This window comes from Hymenobacter psoromatis (assembly GCA_001596155.1).
Taxonomy (GTDB): Bacteria; Bacteroidota; Bacteroidia; order Cytophagales; family Hymenobacteraceae; genus Hymenobacter.
This window is the reverse complement of the sequence record CP014771.1, coordinates 1,461,725-1,477,011: the sequence shown is the minus strand read 5'-3', so window position 1 is coordinate 1,477,011 and position 15,287 is coordinate 1,461,725. Positions and strand designations below refer to the sequence as shown.

The 15,287-nt window shown below is 60.8% G+C and carries 19 protein-coding genes; 13 read left to right on the top strand and 6 right to left on the bottom strand.

Annotated elements, in window-relative coordinates; all coding sequences use genetic code 11:
* Nucleotides 1-31 precede the first annotated feature (31 nt).
* On the top strand, nucleotides 32-742 hold the full coding sequence (locus tag A0257_06320) for a hypothetical protein (protein AMR26763.1): 711 nt from the start codon (nucleotides 32-34) through the stop codon (nucleotides 740-742).
* Between the two features lie 214 nt (nucleotides 743-956).
* Entirely contained in the window at nucleotides 957-1,406 is a 450-nt protein-coding gene (locus A0257_06315; GenBank protein AMR26762.1) for a hypothetical protein, read from the top strand.
* Between the two features lie 89 nt (nucleotides 1,407-1,495).
* Here the strand turns inward: A0257_06315 and A0257_06310 are convergent, their stop codons facing one another.
* Both A0257_06310 and A0257_06305 read right to left on the bottom strand, forming a co-directional pair.
* Nucleotides 1,496-2,428: a hypothetical protein gene (locus A0257_06310; GenBank protein ID AMR26761.1), complete on the bottom strand. Its 933-nt coding sequence runs from the start codon at nucleotides 2,426-2,428 to the stop codon at nucleotides 1,496-1,498.
* A 138-nt stretch (nucleotides 2,429-2,566) separates the two neighbouring features.
* Nucleotides 2,567-3,325, bottom strand: coding sequence for a hypothetical protein (locus A0257_06305; GenBank protein ID AMR26760.1), 759 nt, complete (start codon nucleotides 3,323-3,325; stop codon nucleotides 2,567-2,569).
* A 198-nt stretch (nucleotides 3,326-3,523) separates the two neighbouring features.
* On the opposite strand from A0257_06305, the gene A0257_06300 reads away from it, so the two are divergent.
* From A0257_06300 to A0257_06260, 9 genes are all read left to right on the top strand, one after another.
* Nucleotides 3,524-4,132 (top strand): hypothetical protein, encoded by a 609-nt coding sequence (locus A0257_06300; protein AMR26759.1) that lies wholly within the window; start codon nucleotides 3,524-3,526, stop codon nucleotides 4,130-4,132.
* A gap of 51 nt (nucleotides 4,133-4,183) precedes the next feature.
* Nucleotides 4,184-4,786, top strand: a complete 603-nt coding sequence (locus tag A0257_06295) for a hypothetical protein (GenBank protein ID AMR26758.1) — start codon at nucleotides 4,184-4,186, stop codon at nucleotides 4,784-4,786.
* Nucleotides 4,787-4,800: 14 nt separating this feature from the next.
* On the top strand, nucleotides 4,801-5,079 hold the full coding sequence (locus tag A0257_06290) for a hypothetical protein (protein ID AMR26757.1): 279 nt from the start codon (nucleotides 4,801-4,803) through the stop codon (nucleotides 5,077-5,079).
* Between the two features lie 171 nt (nucleotides 5,080-5,250).
* Nucleotides 5,251-5,445, top strand: a complete 195-nt coding sequence (locus tag A0257_06285; GenBank protein ID AMR29644.1) for an iduronate sulfatase — start codon at nucleotides 5,251-5,253, stop codon at nucleotides 5,443-5,445.
* Between the two features lie 91 nt (nucleotides 5,446-5,536).
* Entirely contained in the window at nucleotides 5,537-6,562 is a 1,026-nt protein-coding gene (gene hemE / locus A0257_06280) for a uroporphyrinogen decarboxylase (protein AMR26756.1), read from the top strand.
* A 296-nt stretch (nucleotides 6,563-6,858) separates the two neighbouring features.
* Nucleotides 6,859-7,158 (top strand): hypothetical protein, encoded by a 300-nt coding sequence (locus A0257_06275; protein ID AMR26755.1) that lies wholly within the window; start codon nucleotides 6,859-6,861, stop codon nucleotides 7,156-7,158.
* A gap of 170 nt (nucleotides 7,159-7,328) precedes the next feature.
* The gene (locus A0257_06270) at nucleotides 7,329-7,760 is read left to right on the top strand and encodes a hypothetical protein (GenBank protein AMR26754.1); all 432 of its coding nucleotides are present in this window, start codon (nucleotides 7,329-7,331) and stop codon (nucleotides 7,758-7,760) included.
* A 239-nt stretch (nucleotides 7,761-7,999) separates the two neighbouring features.
* Nucleotides 8,000-8,215 carry a PhnA protein gene (locus A0257_06265; GenBank protein ID AMR26753.1) on the top strand — a complete coding sequence of 72 codons (216 nt, stop codon included), beginning with the start codon at nucleotides 8,000-8,002 and terminating at the stop codon, nucleotides 8,213-8,215.
* A gap of 7 nt (nucleotides 8,216-8,222) precedes the next feature.
* Nucleotides 8,223-8,432, top strand: a complete 210-nt coding sequence (locus tag A0257_06260) for a hypothetical protein (GenBank protein ID AMR26752.1) — start codon at nucleotides 8,223-8,225, stop codon at nucleotides 8,430-8,432.
* A 113-nt stretch (nucleotides 8,433-8,545) separates the two neighbouring features.
* Here A0257_06260 and A0257_06255 read toward each other — a convergent pair whose 3' ends face one another.
* The 4 genes from A0257_06255 to A0257_06240 form a co-directional block, all read right to left on the bottom strand.
* Nucleotides 8,546-9,544, bottom strand: a complete 999-nt coding sequence (locus tag A0257_06255) for a carbohydrate kinase (GenBank protein ID AMR26751.1) — start codon at nucleotides 9,542-9,544, stop codon at nucleotides 8,546-8,548.
* 212 nt (nucleotides 9,545-9,756) lie between these two features.
* On the bottom strand, nucleotides 9,757-10,143 hold the full coding sequence (locus A0257_06250; protein ID AMR26750.1) for a hypothetical protein: 387 nt from the start codon (nucleotides 10,141-10,143) through the stop codon (nucleotides 9,757-9,759).
* A gap of 404 nt (nucleotides 10,144-10,547) precedes the next feature.
* On the bottom strand, nucleotides 10,548-13,082 hold the full coding sequence (locus tag A0257_06245; protein AMR26749.1) for an ABC transporter permease: 2,535 nt from the start codon (nucleotides 13,080-13,082) through the stop codon (nucleotides 10,548-10,550).
* A gap of 63 nt (nucleotides 13,083-13,145) precedes the next feature.
* Entirely contained in the window at nucleotides 13,146-13,832 is a 687-nt protein-coding gene (locus A0257_06240; protein ID AMR26748.1) for an ABC transporter, read from the bottom strand.
* Between the two features lie 231 nt (nucleotides 13,833-14,063).
* Here A0257_06240 and A0257_06235 point away from each other — a divergent pair, with 231 nt between their 5' ends.
* Together A0257_06235 and A0257_06230 are read left to right on the top strand one after the other, a co-directional pair.
* On the top strand, nucleotides 14,064-14,747 hold the full coding sequence (locus A0257_06235; GenBank protein ID AMR26747.1) for an arylesterase: 684 nt from the start codon (nucleotides 14,064-14,066) through the stop codon (nucleotides 14,745-14,747).
* A complete protein-coding gene (locus A0257_06230) occupies nucleotides 14,747-15,280 on the top strand; it encodes an acetyltransferase (GenBank protein ID AMR26746.1) in 534 nt (177 codons plus the stop codon). The genes A0257_06235 and A0257_06230 overlap by 1 nt, the downstream gene beginning before the upstream one ends.
* Nucleotides 15,281-15,287 lie beyond the last annotated feature (7 nt).

The following is a 15,287-nucleotide window of genomic DNA, read 5'->3' as shown; positions in this document are numbered from 1 at the left end:
TATTGGTACACTACTTATTTTGAATTGGACGATGCCCATTTTAGCTGACCTTTCGCCCGTTAATGAGCTAGAGCGCCTGTACGCGCTGCGGCAGACTGATATTTTGCATTCCTTGCAGGAAGAAGTTTTTGATGAATTGGTGGCCCTGAGCGCCCGCTTGTTTGGACTGCCTATTTCGTATATCACCCTGCTCGATACCGACCGCCTGCACTACAAGGCCAGCTACGGCCTGCCGCTGCCGCCGCCCGCGCCGCGCCAGGATGTGCTGTGCGCCCAGGTGGTGCGGCACAACCGGGTGGTGCTCTACCACGACCTGAACGCCGCGACCCAAACGCCGGTTGATGCGCCGGCCATTGCCAGCGCGCTGGCCCAGCAGGCGCGCTTTTACGTGGGAGCCCCGCTGCGCACGGCAGCCGACCACGCTATTGGCACGCTGTGCCTGGTTGGCCCTACCCCCCGCTCTTTTAGCCCGCAGGAGCAGCAGGTGCTGGAGCAGCTGGCCACCGTGGTGACCGGGCTGGTGGTGGTGCGGCAGCGCTGCCTGCACACGCCCGCGCTGGGTGCCGCCCACTGGCGGCGGGTGCGCGACCTGGTGCGCGAGGAAATCCATTCCCTGAGCACACTCATGCGCTACCTGCTGCAACGCTACGGCGCGCTGGTGCCCGTGCCCGACGATGTGCTGCACCTGATGGAGCGGCGGCTCCGGGATGTGCAACTGCTACTAGACGAAAGCGCTGATTAAGTAGCCACGAGCTGGCTGGGTAGTGCCCGGCCATGAGCTGGATTTTTTATAATAGGACTTACGCAAAGCGTCTGTCATTGCGAGCGAAGCGCGGCAATCGCTCCAGAACGATATGCGCACGACTCGTTCGGGTGCGATTGCTTCGCTTTGCTCGCAATGACAAACGTCTTTTGCATAATTCCTATATAAGTAGTTAATTAACTTTTTTAATTTTATGAAATCTACTTTATTACTGGTTGGCGCGCTTGGCTTCACTTTTTCGGTGCGGGCCCAGTATGCGCCCGGTGCTGCGAGCCTCGTTACGCTGGGCGTGCGGGCGCTCAGCAACCGCGATGCGCCTCAGCAAAAAGCCACGCTCTTCGTGACGCCCGCCACCTACCAGGCCCACGCGTTTCCGCAAAAGCGCACGCCCGCCAAAAAGCTGCCCCGGCCCGATAAGGGCGGCACCGAAATCGCGGCCTTGGAGCAGCTACTAGCTGGCCGCTTCGCCGCCCTGCAAGCCGATTCGACCGCCGTGCTGCTCGACGTGGCCCAGGAAAAAGAATTCAGCCGCCTGCGCACCAACCTCGAAACTTTCAACCCTTTCTGGAACACCGACCCTTATTCGCAAGAGATGAACCTGTACCGCCAGCACGACGCGGCGCGCCGCCGGCTGGCCCGGTAGCGGGGGGTAGGCGCGGGGTATAAAAAAAGCGCCCCGTTCAGCCAGCTGGACGGGGCGCTTTTGCGGGTCGCTTAGCAGAATAATCGGCGCTACTCGACCACCAGTTTTTTGGTCACCAGGCCCTGGTCGGCCACCAGCTGCAAGGTGTAGAGGCCCGCCGCCAGCCCCGACAGGTCGAGGGCGCGGGTGGCGGCGCTGGTAGTCAGCGCCGCTTCGCGGTGCACCACGCGGCCGGTCGCGTCGGTGACGGCCAGGGCGGCCGCCAGCAGGGCAGGGGGCGCGTGGAGCAGGTAGCGGCCGTCGGGGCTGGGGTTGGGGGCCACAGTAAGAGTGGCGCTCAGGGCGGCATTGCGGGTGGCAGTAGCCGTACCTAGAAAGCTAACGTCATCGACCTGAAACACGGTGCCGGATACCGGGCCGGCCGTGGCCGTTATAATGGCCCCCGAGCTCAGCACCAGGCGCACCGAGTCGGGCGTGGCCGAGGAGGTGTAGGTCAGCGGCACCTGCGCCAGCACGTAGGTCGAGGTGAGGGTGGTAAACACCTGCTTGCCCGTGGCCAGAATTTGCGTCGTATGGTTGACGTAGCGCGTGAGGGCCACTTGCGCGAATGCCCCGTCGCTGGCCGCCACCGGCTGCGGTCCCGAAAGCTTATAATAAAACTGAAGCATAGTGGGCCGGCCCGTGAAGGGAATGCCGCCGGGCAGCGCCACATTGGAACCCACTTTGGTGCCCACCGCCACGGCCCCTGGCAGCACGGCGAGCGGAGTAGTCTTGGATTCGAGCCGGGCGGCATAGGTGCCGCCGTGGGCATCGGTGGTCTTCGTGAACGTGCCCGTAGCAAACGCGATAGGGCTCAGGGCCGTTACTACATCGTCGGTGGTGAGCCAGCCGGTGGGCGAATCTACCCCGTTGCGGGCCGCCCACGTTTCGAAGTCCCCATTGGCGAGCGCCTGGCCCTGGGCCGCGCTCAGGGCCGCGCAGAAAAGTCCAGCCAGTAGGCTAGTGCGGAAAAGTGTTTTCATCAGGAAAAGGGAAAAGAATGGTGCGGCCGTAAAAATAGAAACGGCCACACCCACTTAAGCCCCCGTGCTCCCGAAATATTTTCACCGCACTGCTGCTCAGGCACGAAGAAAAGCAAGCCCCGGCGCGCCGCTACGCGCTCAGTTGGCCAGCGCCAGCGGCAAAGTCCCTACCCCCACGATGCGCCGCGAAGCACGCTCCTGCACCAGCACCACGGCCCGCAGGCGCGCCGGCTGCCAGCCCGCGGCCAGGCTCAGCGGCACCGTGACGGCAAAGGTGCCATCGGCCCCCACGGCCCCCAGCGGGCGCAGGGCCCGCACCACGGCGGCGTGGTGCAGCAGCCGGCCCGCGTTTTCGCCCCGGCCCACCTGGGTAGCCAGGCCGGTTTCCGTGAGGGCCAGCAGCACCTCGGTGGCCGCCGTGCCGGGGGGTAGGCTGCCCACGCGCACCGCCAGCGTAGTGGCGGTGGGCCGGCTGAGGGCCACTGCAGCGCGGGGCGCGCGGGCGGCCTCCGCAATGCGCTGGCCCAGCTCGGCGCGGCGGCTGCCCACCAGCTCGTAGCGGCCATTCACCACGGCCTGCGGCGTGTAGCTGCCTTCGGTGAACACGCTGGCGTACTGCCGCTGGCGCTCGCTGAACCCGGCCGCCGAAAACGGGTCTTTCCAGCCCAGGCGGTTCCAGTAATCGACGTGCTCGCCCAGCACGATTACCTCGGCGCCCGGCACTGGCTGCGTGGCTTCGAGGGTGCGCGCCACCTCGTCGGCGGCCGGGCACGACGAGCAGCCTTCGGAGGTAAACAGCTCCACCACCACCGGCACGGCGGCCGGGGGCGGCGTGGGCAGGGCGGCCGGCCGGCTGCCCGCCAGGCCAGCCAGTACTAAAGGCGCAAAAGCCAGCAAGGCAAGTTTCATAAAAACGGAGGGGGTAGGGCGGCGGGGTTGCCGCGTGGGTAGCCAGACGCGGCCGCCTGACCGGCCTTACACGCTGCTTGTTACAAGATAGCCACGGGGGTAGGGAATAAAAAATGACCTGGCTTGTAAGGCAGCGCTCCGGCCGGCGTCTGCCGCTGAACCATCACCTTTCCCAACTCTTTTTTCATGCTTAAAATCTTCCCCCTGGCCGCCGCGCTGCTGCTCGCTGGTTCAGCCCACGCCCAAACCCCCGCCACGCCCCTCACCGCCTCGGCCCTGGCCGTGGGCACCGTCGCGCCCGCCTTCAAAGGGCAGGATGCCGCCGGCCGGCCCGTTGAGCTGCGCCAGCTCTTGAAAAAAGGCCCCGTGGTGCTGTATTTTTACCGGGGCCAGTGGTGCCCGTATTGCAACAAGCAGCTGAGCCAGCTCCAGGATTCGCTGCAAACGCTCACCAGTAAAGGGGCGCAGGTGGTCGTCATCACGCCCGAGCTGCCGACCAACATCGACAAAACGGTGGCCAAGACCAAGCTCAGCATTCCCATCGTGCACGACCAGGATTTTGCCATTATGAAAGCCTACAAAACGGCCTTCACCGTGGATGATGCCACTGCCCAGAAATACCAGGGCTTTGGCGTGGACCTGAAGGCCGCCAACGGCGCGACCACCAACGTGCTGCCCGTGCCCGCCACCTACGTCATCGGCCGCGATGGCAAAATTCAGTACGCCTTTTTCAATCCCGACTACCGCCACCGGGCCAGCGTGCGCGCCGTGGCCCAGGCTCTGGCGGCCCGCTAGCCGCCGACTGCGTAGGCCCGCTAGTACCTTGCTGGTCCGTTTCCAGCGCGCATGTCCCTTCCCGTTCTCCCTACCCCCGCCCCCGACCCGCAGCAGTGGCTGGCCCGTTTTGGCGATGAGCTGTACCGCTTCGCGCTGGGCCGGGTGGCCGATGCCGACGCGGCCGCCGAGCTGGTGCAGGACACCTTCGTGAGTGCCCTGGGTGCGCTAGCCTCATTTCGGGGCCAGGCCTCGGAGCGCACCTGGCTGTTTGTTATTCTGAAGCGCAGAATAATTGACCATTACCGGCGCGAGGCCCGCTCGCCGTTTGTGCCGCTCGACCCCAGCGCCGAGCACGCGCCCGAAGCCGAGTTTTTTCGGCCCGCCGATGGCCACTGGCGCGAGGAGCAAATGCCCGCCGAGTGGCCCGGCGCGGGCCACGACGAAGGCCGCGGCGACCTGGCCCTGGAGCAGCAGGAGTTTCAGCATATTCTGCAGCTGTGCCAGCAGCGGCTCTCGGCCCAGCAGCGGGCCGTGTTCGTGCTGCGCTTCGTGGAGGAACTGCCGGCCGAAGATATTTGTAACGAGCTGGGCCTGACTTCGGCCAACTACTGGGTGCTGGTGCACCGGGCCAAATTGCACCTGCGCCGCTGCCTCGAAAAAAACTGGCTTTAAGCCCCCGCCGTCGCATGAGTCGCATCCCGTCGCCCCTCTTCAATTGCCAGCAGGCCACGCTGCTCGTCGAGCGCCGGGCCGATGCGCCGCTGCCCCTGCGTCCCCGCGTGCAGCTGTGGGCGCATTTGCACCTGTGTCCGCAGTGCCGCCGCTACGCCCTGCAAAGCACCCGCATCGCGCACGCCGCCCGCCCCGCCGCCGAGGCCGCCGTGCCCGCCAACCTGGCCCTGCCCGCCGCCGCCCGCGCCCGCATGCAGCAGCTATTCGACGCCCACGGCCCCGAGCAGGGGTAGGGAATAAGAAGGAAGAATTCAAAGAATGTCATGCTGACGAAGGAAGCATCTCTACCGCGTAACTAACTCCTTACATCAGGATTACTTACGTGACGGAGATGCTTCCTTCGTCAGCATGACGTTCTTTAAATTGCTGGTAATTTGCTGCCCGCCACCAGCCTGCCCATCGCCATGCTCCTCGCCATCCTGCTTCCCAGCCTTTCAATGCTGCTCAATGGCCACATCCTCAAGGCTTTTCTGTGCTTTATTCTGCATCTCACGCTCATCGGCTGGATTCCGGCCGCTATCTGGGGGGTAGCCTCGCTCAATGAGGACCGCGCCCGCCGCCGGCAAGAAGAGCTGCTGCGCGCCGTGCGGCGGCAGTAGGGGGGGGTAGGGCGGCCGGGCCGGCCTGGTCGGCTGCTACCTTTGCAGGCCGCCTAGGCCCCGACGTTGGGCCGCGGCTCCGCCCCGCCTCATGCTCCAAAACGATATTCTCCTCCGCGCCGCCCAGGGCGAAACCACCGAACGCACCCCCGTCTGGCTCATGCGCCAGGCCGGCCGCATTCTGCCCCAATACCGTGCGTTGCGCGGCCGCCTCTCCGGCTTCAAGGAGCTGGTCGAAACGCCCGCCCTGGCCGCCGAAGTCACCATCCAGCCCGTCGATGCGCTCGATGTCGATGCCGCCATCATCTTCTCCGACATCCTGGTGGTGCCCGAGGCGATGGGCCTCACCTACGAGATGCTGGAGGCCAAAGGCCCGCTCTTCCCCGAGGTAATCAAAAACGCCGCCGACGTGGCCAAGCTGCGCGTAGCCGACCCCGAAGAGCACCTCAGCTACGTGCTCGAAGCCTTGCGCATCACCAAGCGCGAGCTGGGGGGTAGGGTGCCGCTCATCGGCTTCGCGGGCGCGCCCTGGACCATTCTGGCCTACATGGTGGAGGGCCACGGCTCCAAAACCTTCAGCAAAGCCCGCCGGATGCTCTACCAAGAGCCCGCGCTGGCCCACCAATTATTGGAGAAAATCACGGTCACGACCATCGCCTACCTGCAGGCGCAGGTGGCCGCCGGGGCCGACCTTGTGCAGGTGTTCGACTCGTGGGCCGGCATCCTACCCCCCACCCACTACGCCGAGTTCTCGGTGGCCTACATCAACCGCATCAGCGCGGCGCTGGCCCCGCTGGTGCCCGTCACGGTCTTTGCCAAGGGCGCGTGGTGGGCCGTGCCCGACTTTGCCCACTCGCCCTGCCGCACCATCGGCCTCGACTGGAACCAGTCGCCGCGCCAAGTGCGCCAACAGGCACCCGGCAAAACCCTGCAAGGCAACCTCGACCCCTGCGCCCTCTACGGCACGCCCGCCCAGGTTAAAGCCGCCACCGAAGCCATGCTGGCCGAATTTGCCGGCGGCCCCCACATCGCCAACCTCGGCCACGGCGTCTATCCCGATACCAACCCCGACAACGTGAAGGTATTTGTGGAAACGGTAAAGGCGTGGCGGGGGTAGTTTAGTAGTTCTTTAGTATCTATGTTTATGGTGTTGCTAACAAGCTTCTTTGATATTAACCTTGACAAGTTATTAATTAACGCGCTTATACAATTTATTCTTGCTCTTATTGTAGTGATTTACTATGTAAGTACTCGGCAGTAAATAGTTTATGTTACGTTGATTAGTTTTGCACCATGTCAAGAGTCAACACCCCTTTATTGAGTGAATCCGCTAAATCAGTATTGGAACAAGGCGCAAGAACGGGAAAAACACCCTGTTTTCTAACCAGATGCGAAGTAATTTTGCTAAAAGCGATGGGCCTTACTTCGGAGGAAGTAGGTAAGTTTACGGCGATGACTTATGTGAGTGTGAATGCATGGACAAAACGTTATAAAGAGGCAGGTATTGACGGGCTGAAAACAAAGCCTGGACGCGGGCGCAAAGCCCTCTTAGCTGTTGAGACAGATAAAGAATCTATTTTAGAAGCTATTAAAGCAAACAGACAACGTACCCAAACGGCCAAAGCGGAATGGGAACAGGAAACGAACAAGTCGGTTAGTCTACGCACATTCAAAGCTTTTTTAAAAGTCTTGGCGGACGATATAAACGCATAAGGAAACGGTGCAAAGGGGAACCCTGCCCGGAGATATACGCGCTAAAAAAAGAGCAACTGGCTGAACTAGAGAATCTTTACGAGCAAGGTTTTGTGGACTTATTGTACGGAGATGAAAGTCATGTTTGTAGTACGGGTTATGTTCCTTACGGCTGGCAATTTCCGGGAGAAGTGGTTTCAACAGGTGTTGAGAAGGGCTATAAAATAAATATCTGGGGACTCATCAACCGACGCAATGAAACGCATTGGGTAATGACCGAAAAGAATATGAACGCACAGTTCATATTTACGCAATTAGAAGAGATATCCTTTCAACTTAAAAAGCCAACGTTCATTGTATTGGATAATGCAAGTATGCACAAAGCCCAGCTTATCCAACAGCAACTACCCTTTTGGGAAGAACGAGGCTTGTACCTATTTTACTTACCTACGTATTCACCGCACTTGAATCTGGCGGAAACGCTTTGGCGCAAATTAAAAAAAGAACAGCTTGACCCAGCTGATTATCATACGAAAGATACCCTGTTCTATGCAGTTAATCGTTGCTTAGCACAAGTAGGAAATTTATGGAAGATAAATTTCTCCAAATTTAACATAATCTAATTAGCGCCGGCTACTTAATTGGAAGAAAACAACGAAAAGAATCGGGAAAAATCACAATTTTGGGTTTAATCAGGCTTCTTGTAATATTCATCATATTTTCGACTTTTATTGCTGCGGTTATGCATAGGGCATTTTTCGCAAATTCACTCTTTGGAGCACTACTAGTGGGAATATGTGCTGGAACTCTTGGGTATGTTAACGACCGTAATACAGATAAATAGAGCAAACCTTTGCTTTAATTGCATATGGACGTAAAAGACAGCAACGGTACCCTGCTCGCCGAAGGCGACGCGGTCACCCTCATCAAAGACCTCAAGGTAAAAGGCTCGTCGCAGACGCTCAAGCGCGGCACGCTGGTCAAGAATATCCGCCTCACCAGCTCGCCCGCCGAGGTGGAGGGCCGCGCCGGGGGTAGCACGATGGTGCTGAAAACCGAGTTTCTTAAGAAAGCCTAGCCACCCGATGGAAATCGCAAAAACAGGATTTGGTATCGGCTTCTACGTGGTGTCGCTGGTGGTCTCGGGCGTGTTGTTTTTTGGGTGGCGGCGGTTGTTTCGGCGCGTGTTTCGCACCGAATACTGGGTAGTCCTTGCCACCGCGATGGCCGCCATTATCACCACGCCGGTAGTGTTGCTGGCGTTGCTCTTGCTGCTCGAGCAGCTTAAGAAATAACTGTTGCGCACTGGTTTTTCGCACGAGGTTAAAGGAGGAAAAAGGAGTTTCACGGATGTTCGACGCACTCCGTGAAACTCCTTTTTCCTCCTTTAACTCCGTGCGAAAAAACCCTACAGCCCTGCCGCCTCCGCTTCGGCCAGTAGCCGCTGTTTCTCAATGGGCACCACGCCCACCTGCTCGCACACCAGCCCGCCGCCGAGGTTGGCGAGCGCGGCGGTGAAGGCGGCCGGCTGGCCCAGCGCCACGCAGCAGGCCGCGATGCTGATAACCGTATCGCCCGCGCCCGACACGTCGGAAATGGTGCGCAGGTGGGCTGGTAGGTAAGTTTTCTCCTCGCCCTGCTGGGCAAAAACGCCGTGCTCGGAGAGCGTCACCAACACAATTTCGGGCATCAGCACCTCGCGCAGGCGGGCTACGGCGGCCTCAAAGCCGGGCCGGTCAGCGTCGGGCGCGCCGAATTCCAGCTTCAGGCCCTCGCGCAATTCCTTGAGGTTGGGTTTGAAGAGCGTGCAGTGGCGGTAGGCCAGGAAGTTCTTTTTCTTGGGGTCTACTACCGTCGGGATATTGCGCTGCCGGGCACGGGCAATGCACTCCTTGATAATGGATTCGCTGAGCACGCCTTTGTCGTAATCCTCAAAAATCACCACGTCGGCGCGGGGTAGCAGGTCGTCGTAGGCGGCTAGCAGCTGGGCGGCTTCCTCGGCATTGAGGTCGGTTTCCACTTCCGAATCAATGCGCACGAGCTGCTGGCCGTGGGCCAGGATGCGCTGCTTGAACGTGGTGGGCCGGTGCGCGCTGCGGATGATACCCTCGGCGGGCAGGTGGTGGTCGCGAAGTAGCTGGAGCAGCTGGTCGCCGCCGGGGTCATTGCCCACCACGGCGCACAGCAGGGGGGTAGCGCCCAGCGCCTGTACGTTGAGGGCCACGTTGGCGGCCCCGCCGAGGCGGTTTTCGGTGCGGTCCACGTTCACGACGGGCACCGGCGCCTCGGGCGAAAGCCGACTGGCGCGGCCCCACACGTAAGCATCCACCATCACGTCGCCGACGATGAGCACCTGGAGGTTATTGAAATCGGTAAAGAGCTTGGTAAGGAGAGTAGGGGCAGGCATGGGGCAAAATTAGGCCTGGCCGGGGATGTGCCTGTTAGCAACATATTTTTGACGGCCTCTTAGGGCTCTTGGCTTAAAGTCAGAAATCAACAAAATAAAAGCCGACGTAAAGAATATAGGACTTACGCAAAAGATGTTTGTTATTGCCGTGCTACGCTCGCAATAACAAACATCTTTTGCGTAAGTCCTATTATAAGAGAACAATTTTCAGCTCACTCATCGTTTAGCCCTCTTCTTCTTTTCAACTGCTCGATATCGGTCAGGTCTTTTGGTCTGGCAGTTGCCTGCTTGTCAAGAAGCAGGTCGGCGTAGCTTATAAAGGGAATTTTGATATCGTTCAGCGTGGCAAATTCTCTTTTAGAAAAAGCTGTTGTGAATTGTAAAGGCGCCTTCAATGTAGGAAGTAGGTCGAGGGTAAATTGCTCAAATTCGTATTTGAAAAAAGACTTTTTTGGGTCAGGCGATTTTTCCTTTTTGTATCGCGCTACATCCTGACCAAGAGCGCCTAAGGCATCCAGAAGCTTGAAATAATTGCCGTAAGTCGGATTATACCAAAAATCTAAATCAGGCTTGTCAGCAACTATTCCGGCTAAATTCACTGAATGCCTGAAATAACCGTGCAGCGCTACCGCCGCGCCCCCAACCACCATGTACTGAATATCATGCTGGTTGAGAACTTGGCAAATATGAAGAATACTACTGGCTAAATTATTCTCCACGAGAAGCTTTGGTATTTTTTTGCAAGGCGCTATTATTCTTCACTAAACTAAATAATTGCTCAAATTCTGAAAGCCCCTTATTACCTGCTTTAGCTGGTTTTTTGGCGTCTTTAGAAACTACTTTTAACGCCTCGAAGGTCGAGTACTTTACTAGCTTTGTCATGGCTTAAAAATAATTTATAATCTCAGATACAAGCTGTAATGTACTTACAGCCTACTGCAAAGTACGTTAAATTTAAGATTAAGCACTTAGCCATCACTCAGATACCAGGCAACTCACAACCCTACCCCTCCGCCCGCAGCACCGCCAGCGGCGGCTGGCTGAGCACCGAGCGGCTGTTGAGCCCGCCGATGAGGGCCGTGAGACCGGCCACCAGCACCACCAGCGCCGGCAGCGGCCACAGGGCGCTGAGCGCAAACGGCGTTTCAAAGACCCAGAAGGCCAGCGCCCAGGCGGCGAGGCCGGCCAGCACTACCCCCGCCAGCGCGGCCAGCGAGCCCAGCAGGGCGTATTCGAGCAGCGTGATGCGCAGAATCTGGCTGCGGCTGGCCCCGAGGGTGCGTAGCAGCACGCTTTCGCGGGTGCGCTGGTAGCGGCTGATGAGCACCGAACTGGCCAGCACCAGCAGGCCGGTGAGGATGCTGAAGCCCGCCATGAAGCGGATGACAAACGAGATTTTGCTCAGAATCTCGTCCACCGTTTGCAGAATCAGGCCTAGGTCGATGGCCGACACGTTGGGGAAATCGCGCACCAGCGCCCGTTGGGCGGCGGCGAGCACGGCATTAGTAGGCGTGCGGGTGAGGATGACGTGAAACTGCGGGGCCTGCTCCAGCACGCCGCTCGGGAACACGACCAGGAAATTGGTTTGCACCCGGCCCCAGTCCACCTCGCGGGTGCCGCCCACGACCACGGCAATCGGCGCGCCCTGCACGTTGAAGGTCAGCGTGTCGCCTAGTTTCAGCTTGACGCGCTCGAAGTAGCTGGCATCGACCGACACGCAGGGTAGGCCGCCGGGCAGGGCCGGGCGCGGCGGGGTGCCGGCCGTCAGCTTTTCGGTTTTGCTGAGCGTGTCGCGGTAGGTCACGCGGTACTCGCGGGTGAGCGCCCAGGGCGGGATGCCGTTGGCGGTGTCTTTTTTGAGCTGCGTCACGGTTTGGCCGTTGATGGCGGCCAGGCGCATCGTCACGATGGGCACCCGCTGCACGATGGGCAAATGCTCCTGCGTCAGCAGCTTTTCTACCCCCTTTTCCTGCTCGGTTTGAATATCGAACAACACTAAATTAGGCTGCTGCCCGCCGCCCGCCAGCTGCACCCGGCCCAGCAGCACCGACTGCACCAGGTAGAGCGTAGCCAGCAAAAACGTGCCCAGCCCCAGCGAAAGAATGAGCGTAACCGTCTGGTTTTGGGGCCGAAACAAATTAGCCAGACCCTGCCGGGCCACGTAGCTCCAGCCGGTGGGGAAGAAGCGCCGCAAGGCCCAGCGCAGCCCCAGGCCCAACGCCGCCAGCGCGCCCAGCGCCGCCAGCAGCCCGGCCGCAAAGCCCAGCGCCAGCTTCCAGTCGCGGGTTTGGGCGTAGGAAAAGCCCAGCACAAACAGGCCGATAATGGCCAGCACCAGCCCGCGCAGCGGGTCGGGCGTGGCGGTGTCCTCGTCGAGCGAGGCGCGCAGCACCCGCAGCGGCGACACCCGCCGGATACTCAGCAGCGGTAGCAGCGCGAAGAGCACCGCCATTGCTACCCCCGTCAGCAGCCCCAGCCCCACGGAAGCCAGCGACACGCTCATCTCCACCTCGACGGGCAAAAAATTGCCCAACACCCTGGGTAGTAGCAATTGCACCACCGCGCCCAGCGCCGCCCCAATGACCGCGCCCAGCAGCCCCAGCCCCGAAGTCTGAATGAGATAAATAAGCAGCGCCTGCCGGCCGCTCGCGCCCAGGCAGCGCAGCACGGCCACGCTGGCTAGCTTTTCTTTTACATATAAACTCACCGCGCTCGCCACGCCCACGCTGCCCAGCAGCAGCGCCACGAAGGCCACTAAACTCAGAAACCGCGTGAGGTCCTTAAACGCGCGGCCGGTGGCCTGCTGGCGGCTGGCCACGGTGTCGGTATCAATGCCGGTCTGGTCGAAGCGCACCTGGTAGGGTTTGAGGATGGCGGCCACGTCGGCGGTGGGCGCAAACTGGTAGTAGGTGCGGTACTGCACCCGGCTGCCGCGCTGCACCAGCCCGGTTTTATTCAGTAAGTCGATGGGAATAAACACCTTGGGCGCGATGGCCGCGCTGAAGCCGCTCTGGCCGGGCGTTTTCAGCACCCGCCCTACAATGGGCACGGTCAGGTTGCCGACCTTCACCGAGTCGCCCACGCGGGCGTTGAACTGGTCGAGCAGCACGTCGTCCACCAACGCGCCGCGTGCCCTACCCCCCCGAAAATCGGTAGCTGCCGCGGCCGGCTGCGTTTCCCATTCGCCGTAGTAGGGGAAGCCCGCGCCCAGCGCCCGCACCTGCGCCAGCCGCACGCCCTGCGTGCGCGGAAACGATACGAGCGACGCAAACGACACCTCATCGGTACGTCGCTGCCCCAGTTGCCGCAGGGCAGGCCGCAGCGTGGAGTCAAACGGCTGGCTCGACGAGAGCACCAAATCGGCCCCCACCAGCTCGCGGGCCTGCGCCGAAATGCTGCGCGCCAGGTTGTCGCCAAACGAATTGATGCCCACCAGCGCCGCGATGCCCAGCACGATGCTCGACATAAACAGCGCTAACCGCGAGCGGCTCCGGCGCGAGTCGCGCCAAGCCATTGTTACTAACCAACTGAAATTCATAGAAAATTAGCGTGGACTTTGTAATCCGCGTTTGAGATATAAAGCGAGCGGCGCGGGCGCGGACTACAAAGTCCGCGCTACGGTTTCCTCCACTACCTTGCCGCCGCGCATCCGCATGATTCTTTGCGTTTTAGCGGCCAATTCTAAATCGTGCGTCACCAACACGAGGGTAGTGCCGGCCTCTTTATTGAGGTCGAAGAGCAGCTGCACCACCGTGTCGCTGGTGTCGGGGTCGAGGTTGCCGGTGGGCTCGTCGGCGAAGAGAATCTGGGGGCGGTTGGCGAAGGCGCGGGCCAGGCTCACGCGCTGCTGCTCGCCGCCCGAAAGCTGCGCCGGGTAATGGTGGCCGCGCGCGCCCAGGCCCACGCGCTCCAGCAGGGTTTGGGCCTGGCGGGCCACGTTGCGCTCGCCGCGCAGCTCCAGCGGCACCTGCACGTTTTCGAGGGCCGTGAGGGTGGGTAGGAGCTGGAAATTCTGGAAAATAAAACCCACGTGCTGGTTGCGCACCGCCGCCCGCTGGTCCTCATTCAGGTTATCCAGCTGAATACCTTGCAGCCATACGCTGCCGCTGGTGGCGCGGTCGAGGCCCGCGCACAGGCCCAGCAGCGTCGTTTTGCCGCTGCCCGACGGCCCCACGATGGCAAACGTATCGGCCGGCTGGAGACTGAAACTGACCTCGTGCAGCACCGTCAGCTCGCGCCCGCCGCTGGTGTAGGTTTTCGTGAGATTTTCGACTTGTAAACTAGTCATTTAATTTGATTATAAATTACCTAAAATCGTTTGTCATTGCGAGCGAAGCGCAGCAATCGCACCCGAACGAAATCGTTCGGGTGTCGTTTAGGGGCGATTGTCACGCTGCGCTCGCAATGACAAACGATTCACGTTCAAAAGCCTTTTGGGAAGAAAAACGTCCCCTCGTCGGTTATCGCTACGTAAGGACGCGCTCCGGCGGCTCATACTTTCGCCTGATTTTGTTTTCCCATGAACTATCACCTGCCCGCCAGTGCCCTGCTGCTGGCCCTGCTCGCCGCTGGCTGCAGCTCCGACAAGGCCAAAACCCAATCGGCCCCTACCCCCCCCGCCACGGCCGAAGCGCCCGCCGCCAAGAAGGGTGAGGCGGCCATCCTGTTTTTCGGCGACAGCATCACGGCCGGCCTCGGCGTGGAGCCCGACCAGGCGTATCCCGCTTTGATTGAGGATAAGGTGGATTCCCTGCACCTGCCCTACACCGTCGTGAACGCCGGCCTCAGCGGCGAAACCAGCGCCGGCGGCCGTTCGCGCATTAATTGGGTGCTGAGCCGCCAGCCGGTGAGCGTGTTCGTGCTGGAGCTGGGCGGCAACGACGGCCTGCGCGGCCTACCCCTCTCCGACACCCGCCAGAACCTGCAAGCCATCATTGATACGGTGCGCGAAAAGTCCCCCGAGGCCAAAATCGTGCTCGCCGGGATGCAGATTCCGCCCAACATGGGGCCGGAGTACACGGCCGAGTTTCGCAAAATATACCCCGCGCTGGCCGCGAAGAACCACCTCGGCCTCATTCCCTTCCTGCTCGCCAACGTGGGCGGCATCGCCCGGCTTAATCAGCGTGACGGCATTCACCCCACGCCCGCGGGCCACAAAATCGTGGCGCGCACCGTGTGGCACACCTTGCAGCCACTTTTATAATGGAAATACCCGTTCTGGAAACGGCGCGGCTGCGCCTGCGCGGCCACTACCCCACTGATTTGCCCGCCTTCCTGGCCATGTGGCAGCAGCCTGCGTTCTACCAGCACCTGACCGGCGCGCCGCTGCCCGAAGAGGAAGTGTGGACCAAGATGCTGCGCCACGCTGGCCTATGGTACCTGCAAGGCTATGGCTACTGGGCGGTGGAGGAAAAAGCGACCGGCGTGTTCATCGGGGCCGTCGGTTTTGGGGCCTGGCAGCGCGACCTTACTCCTTCGCTAAAAGGCTGGCCAGAAATAGGTTGGGTGCTAACTCCCCATACCCACGGCCGGGGCTACGCCACCGAGGCCGCGCGGGCCGCCCTGGCCTGGGGCGACGCGCATTTTACGCAGCCCCGCACGGTGTGCCTTATCAATGTGGGTAACCAGGCATCGCTGGCCCTGGCGGCTACGTGTGGCTACCAGGAGTTTGACCGCACGGTGTATAAGGGCCATTCCATCGTGCTATTGGAGCGCTGGCGGCCGGCAGGGGGATAGGGCACAA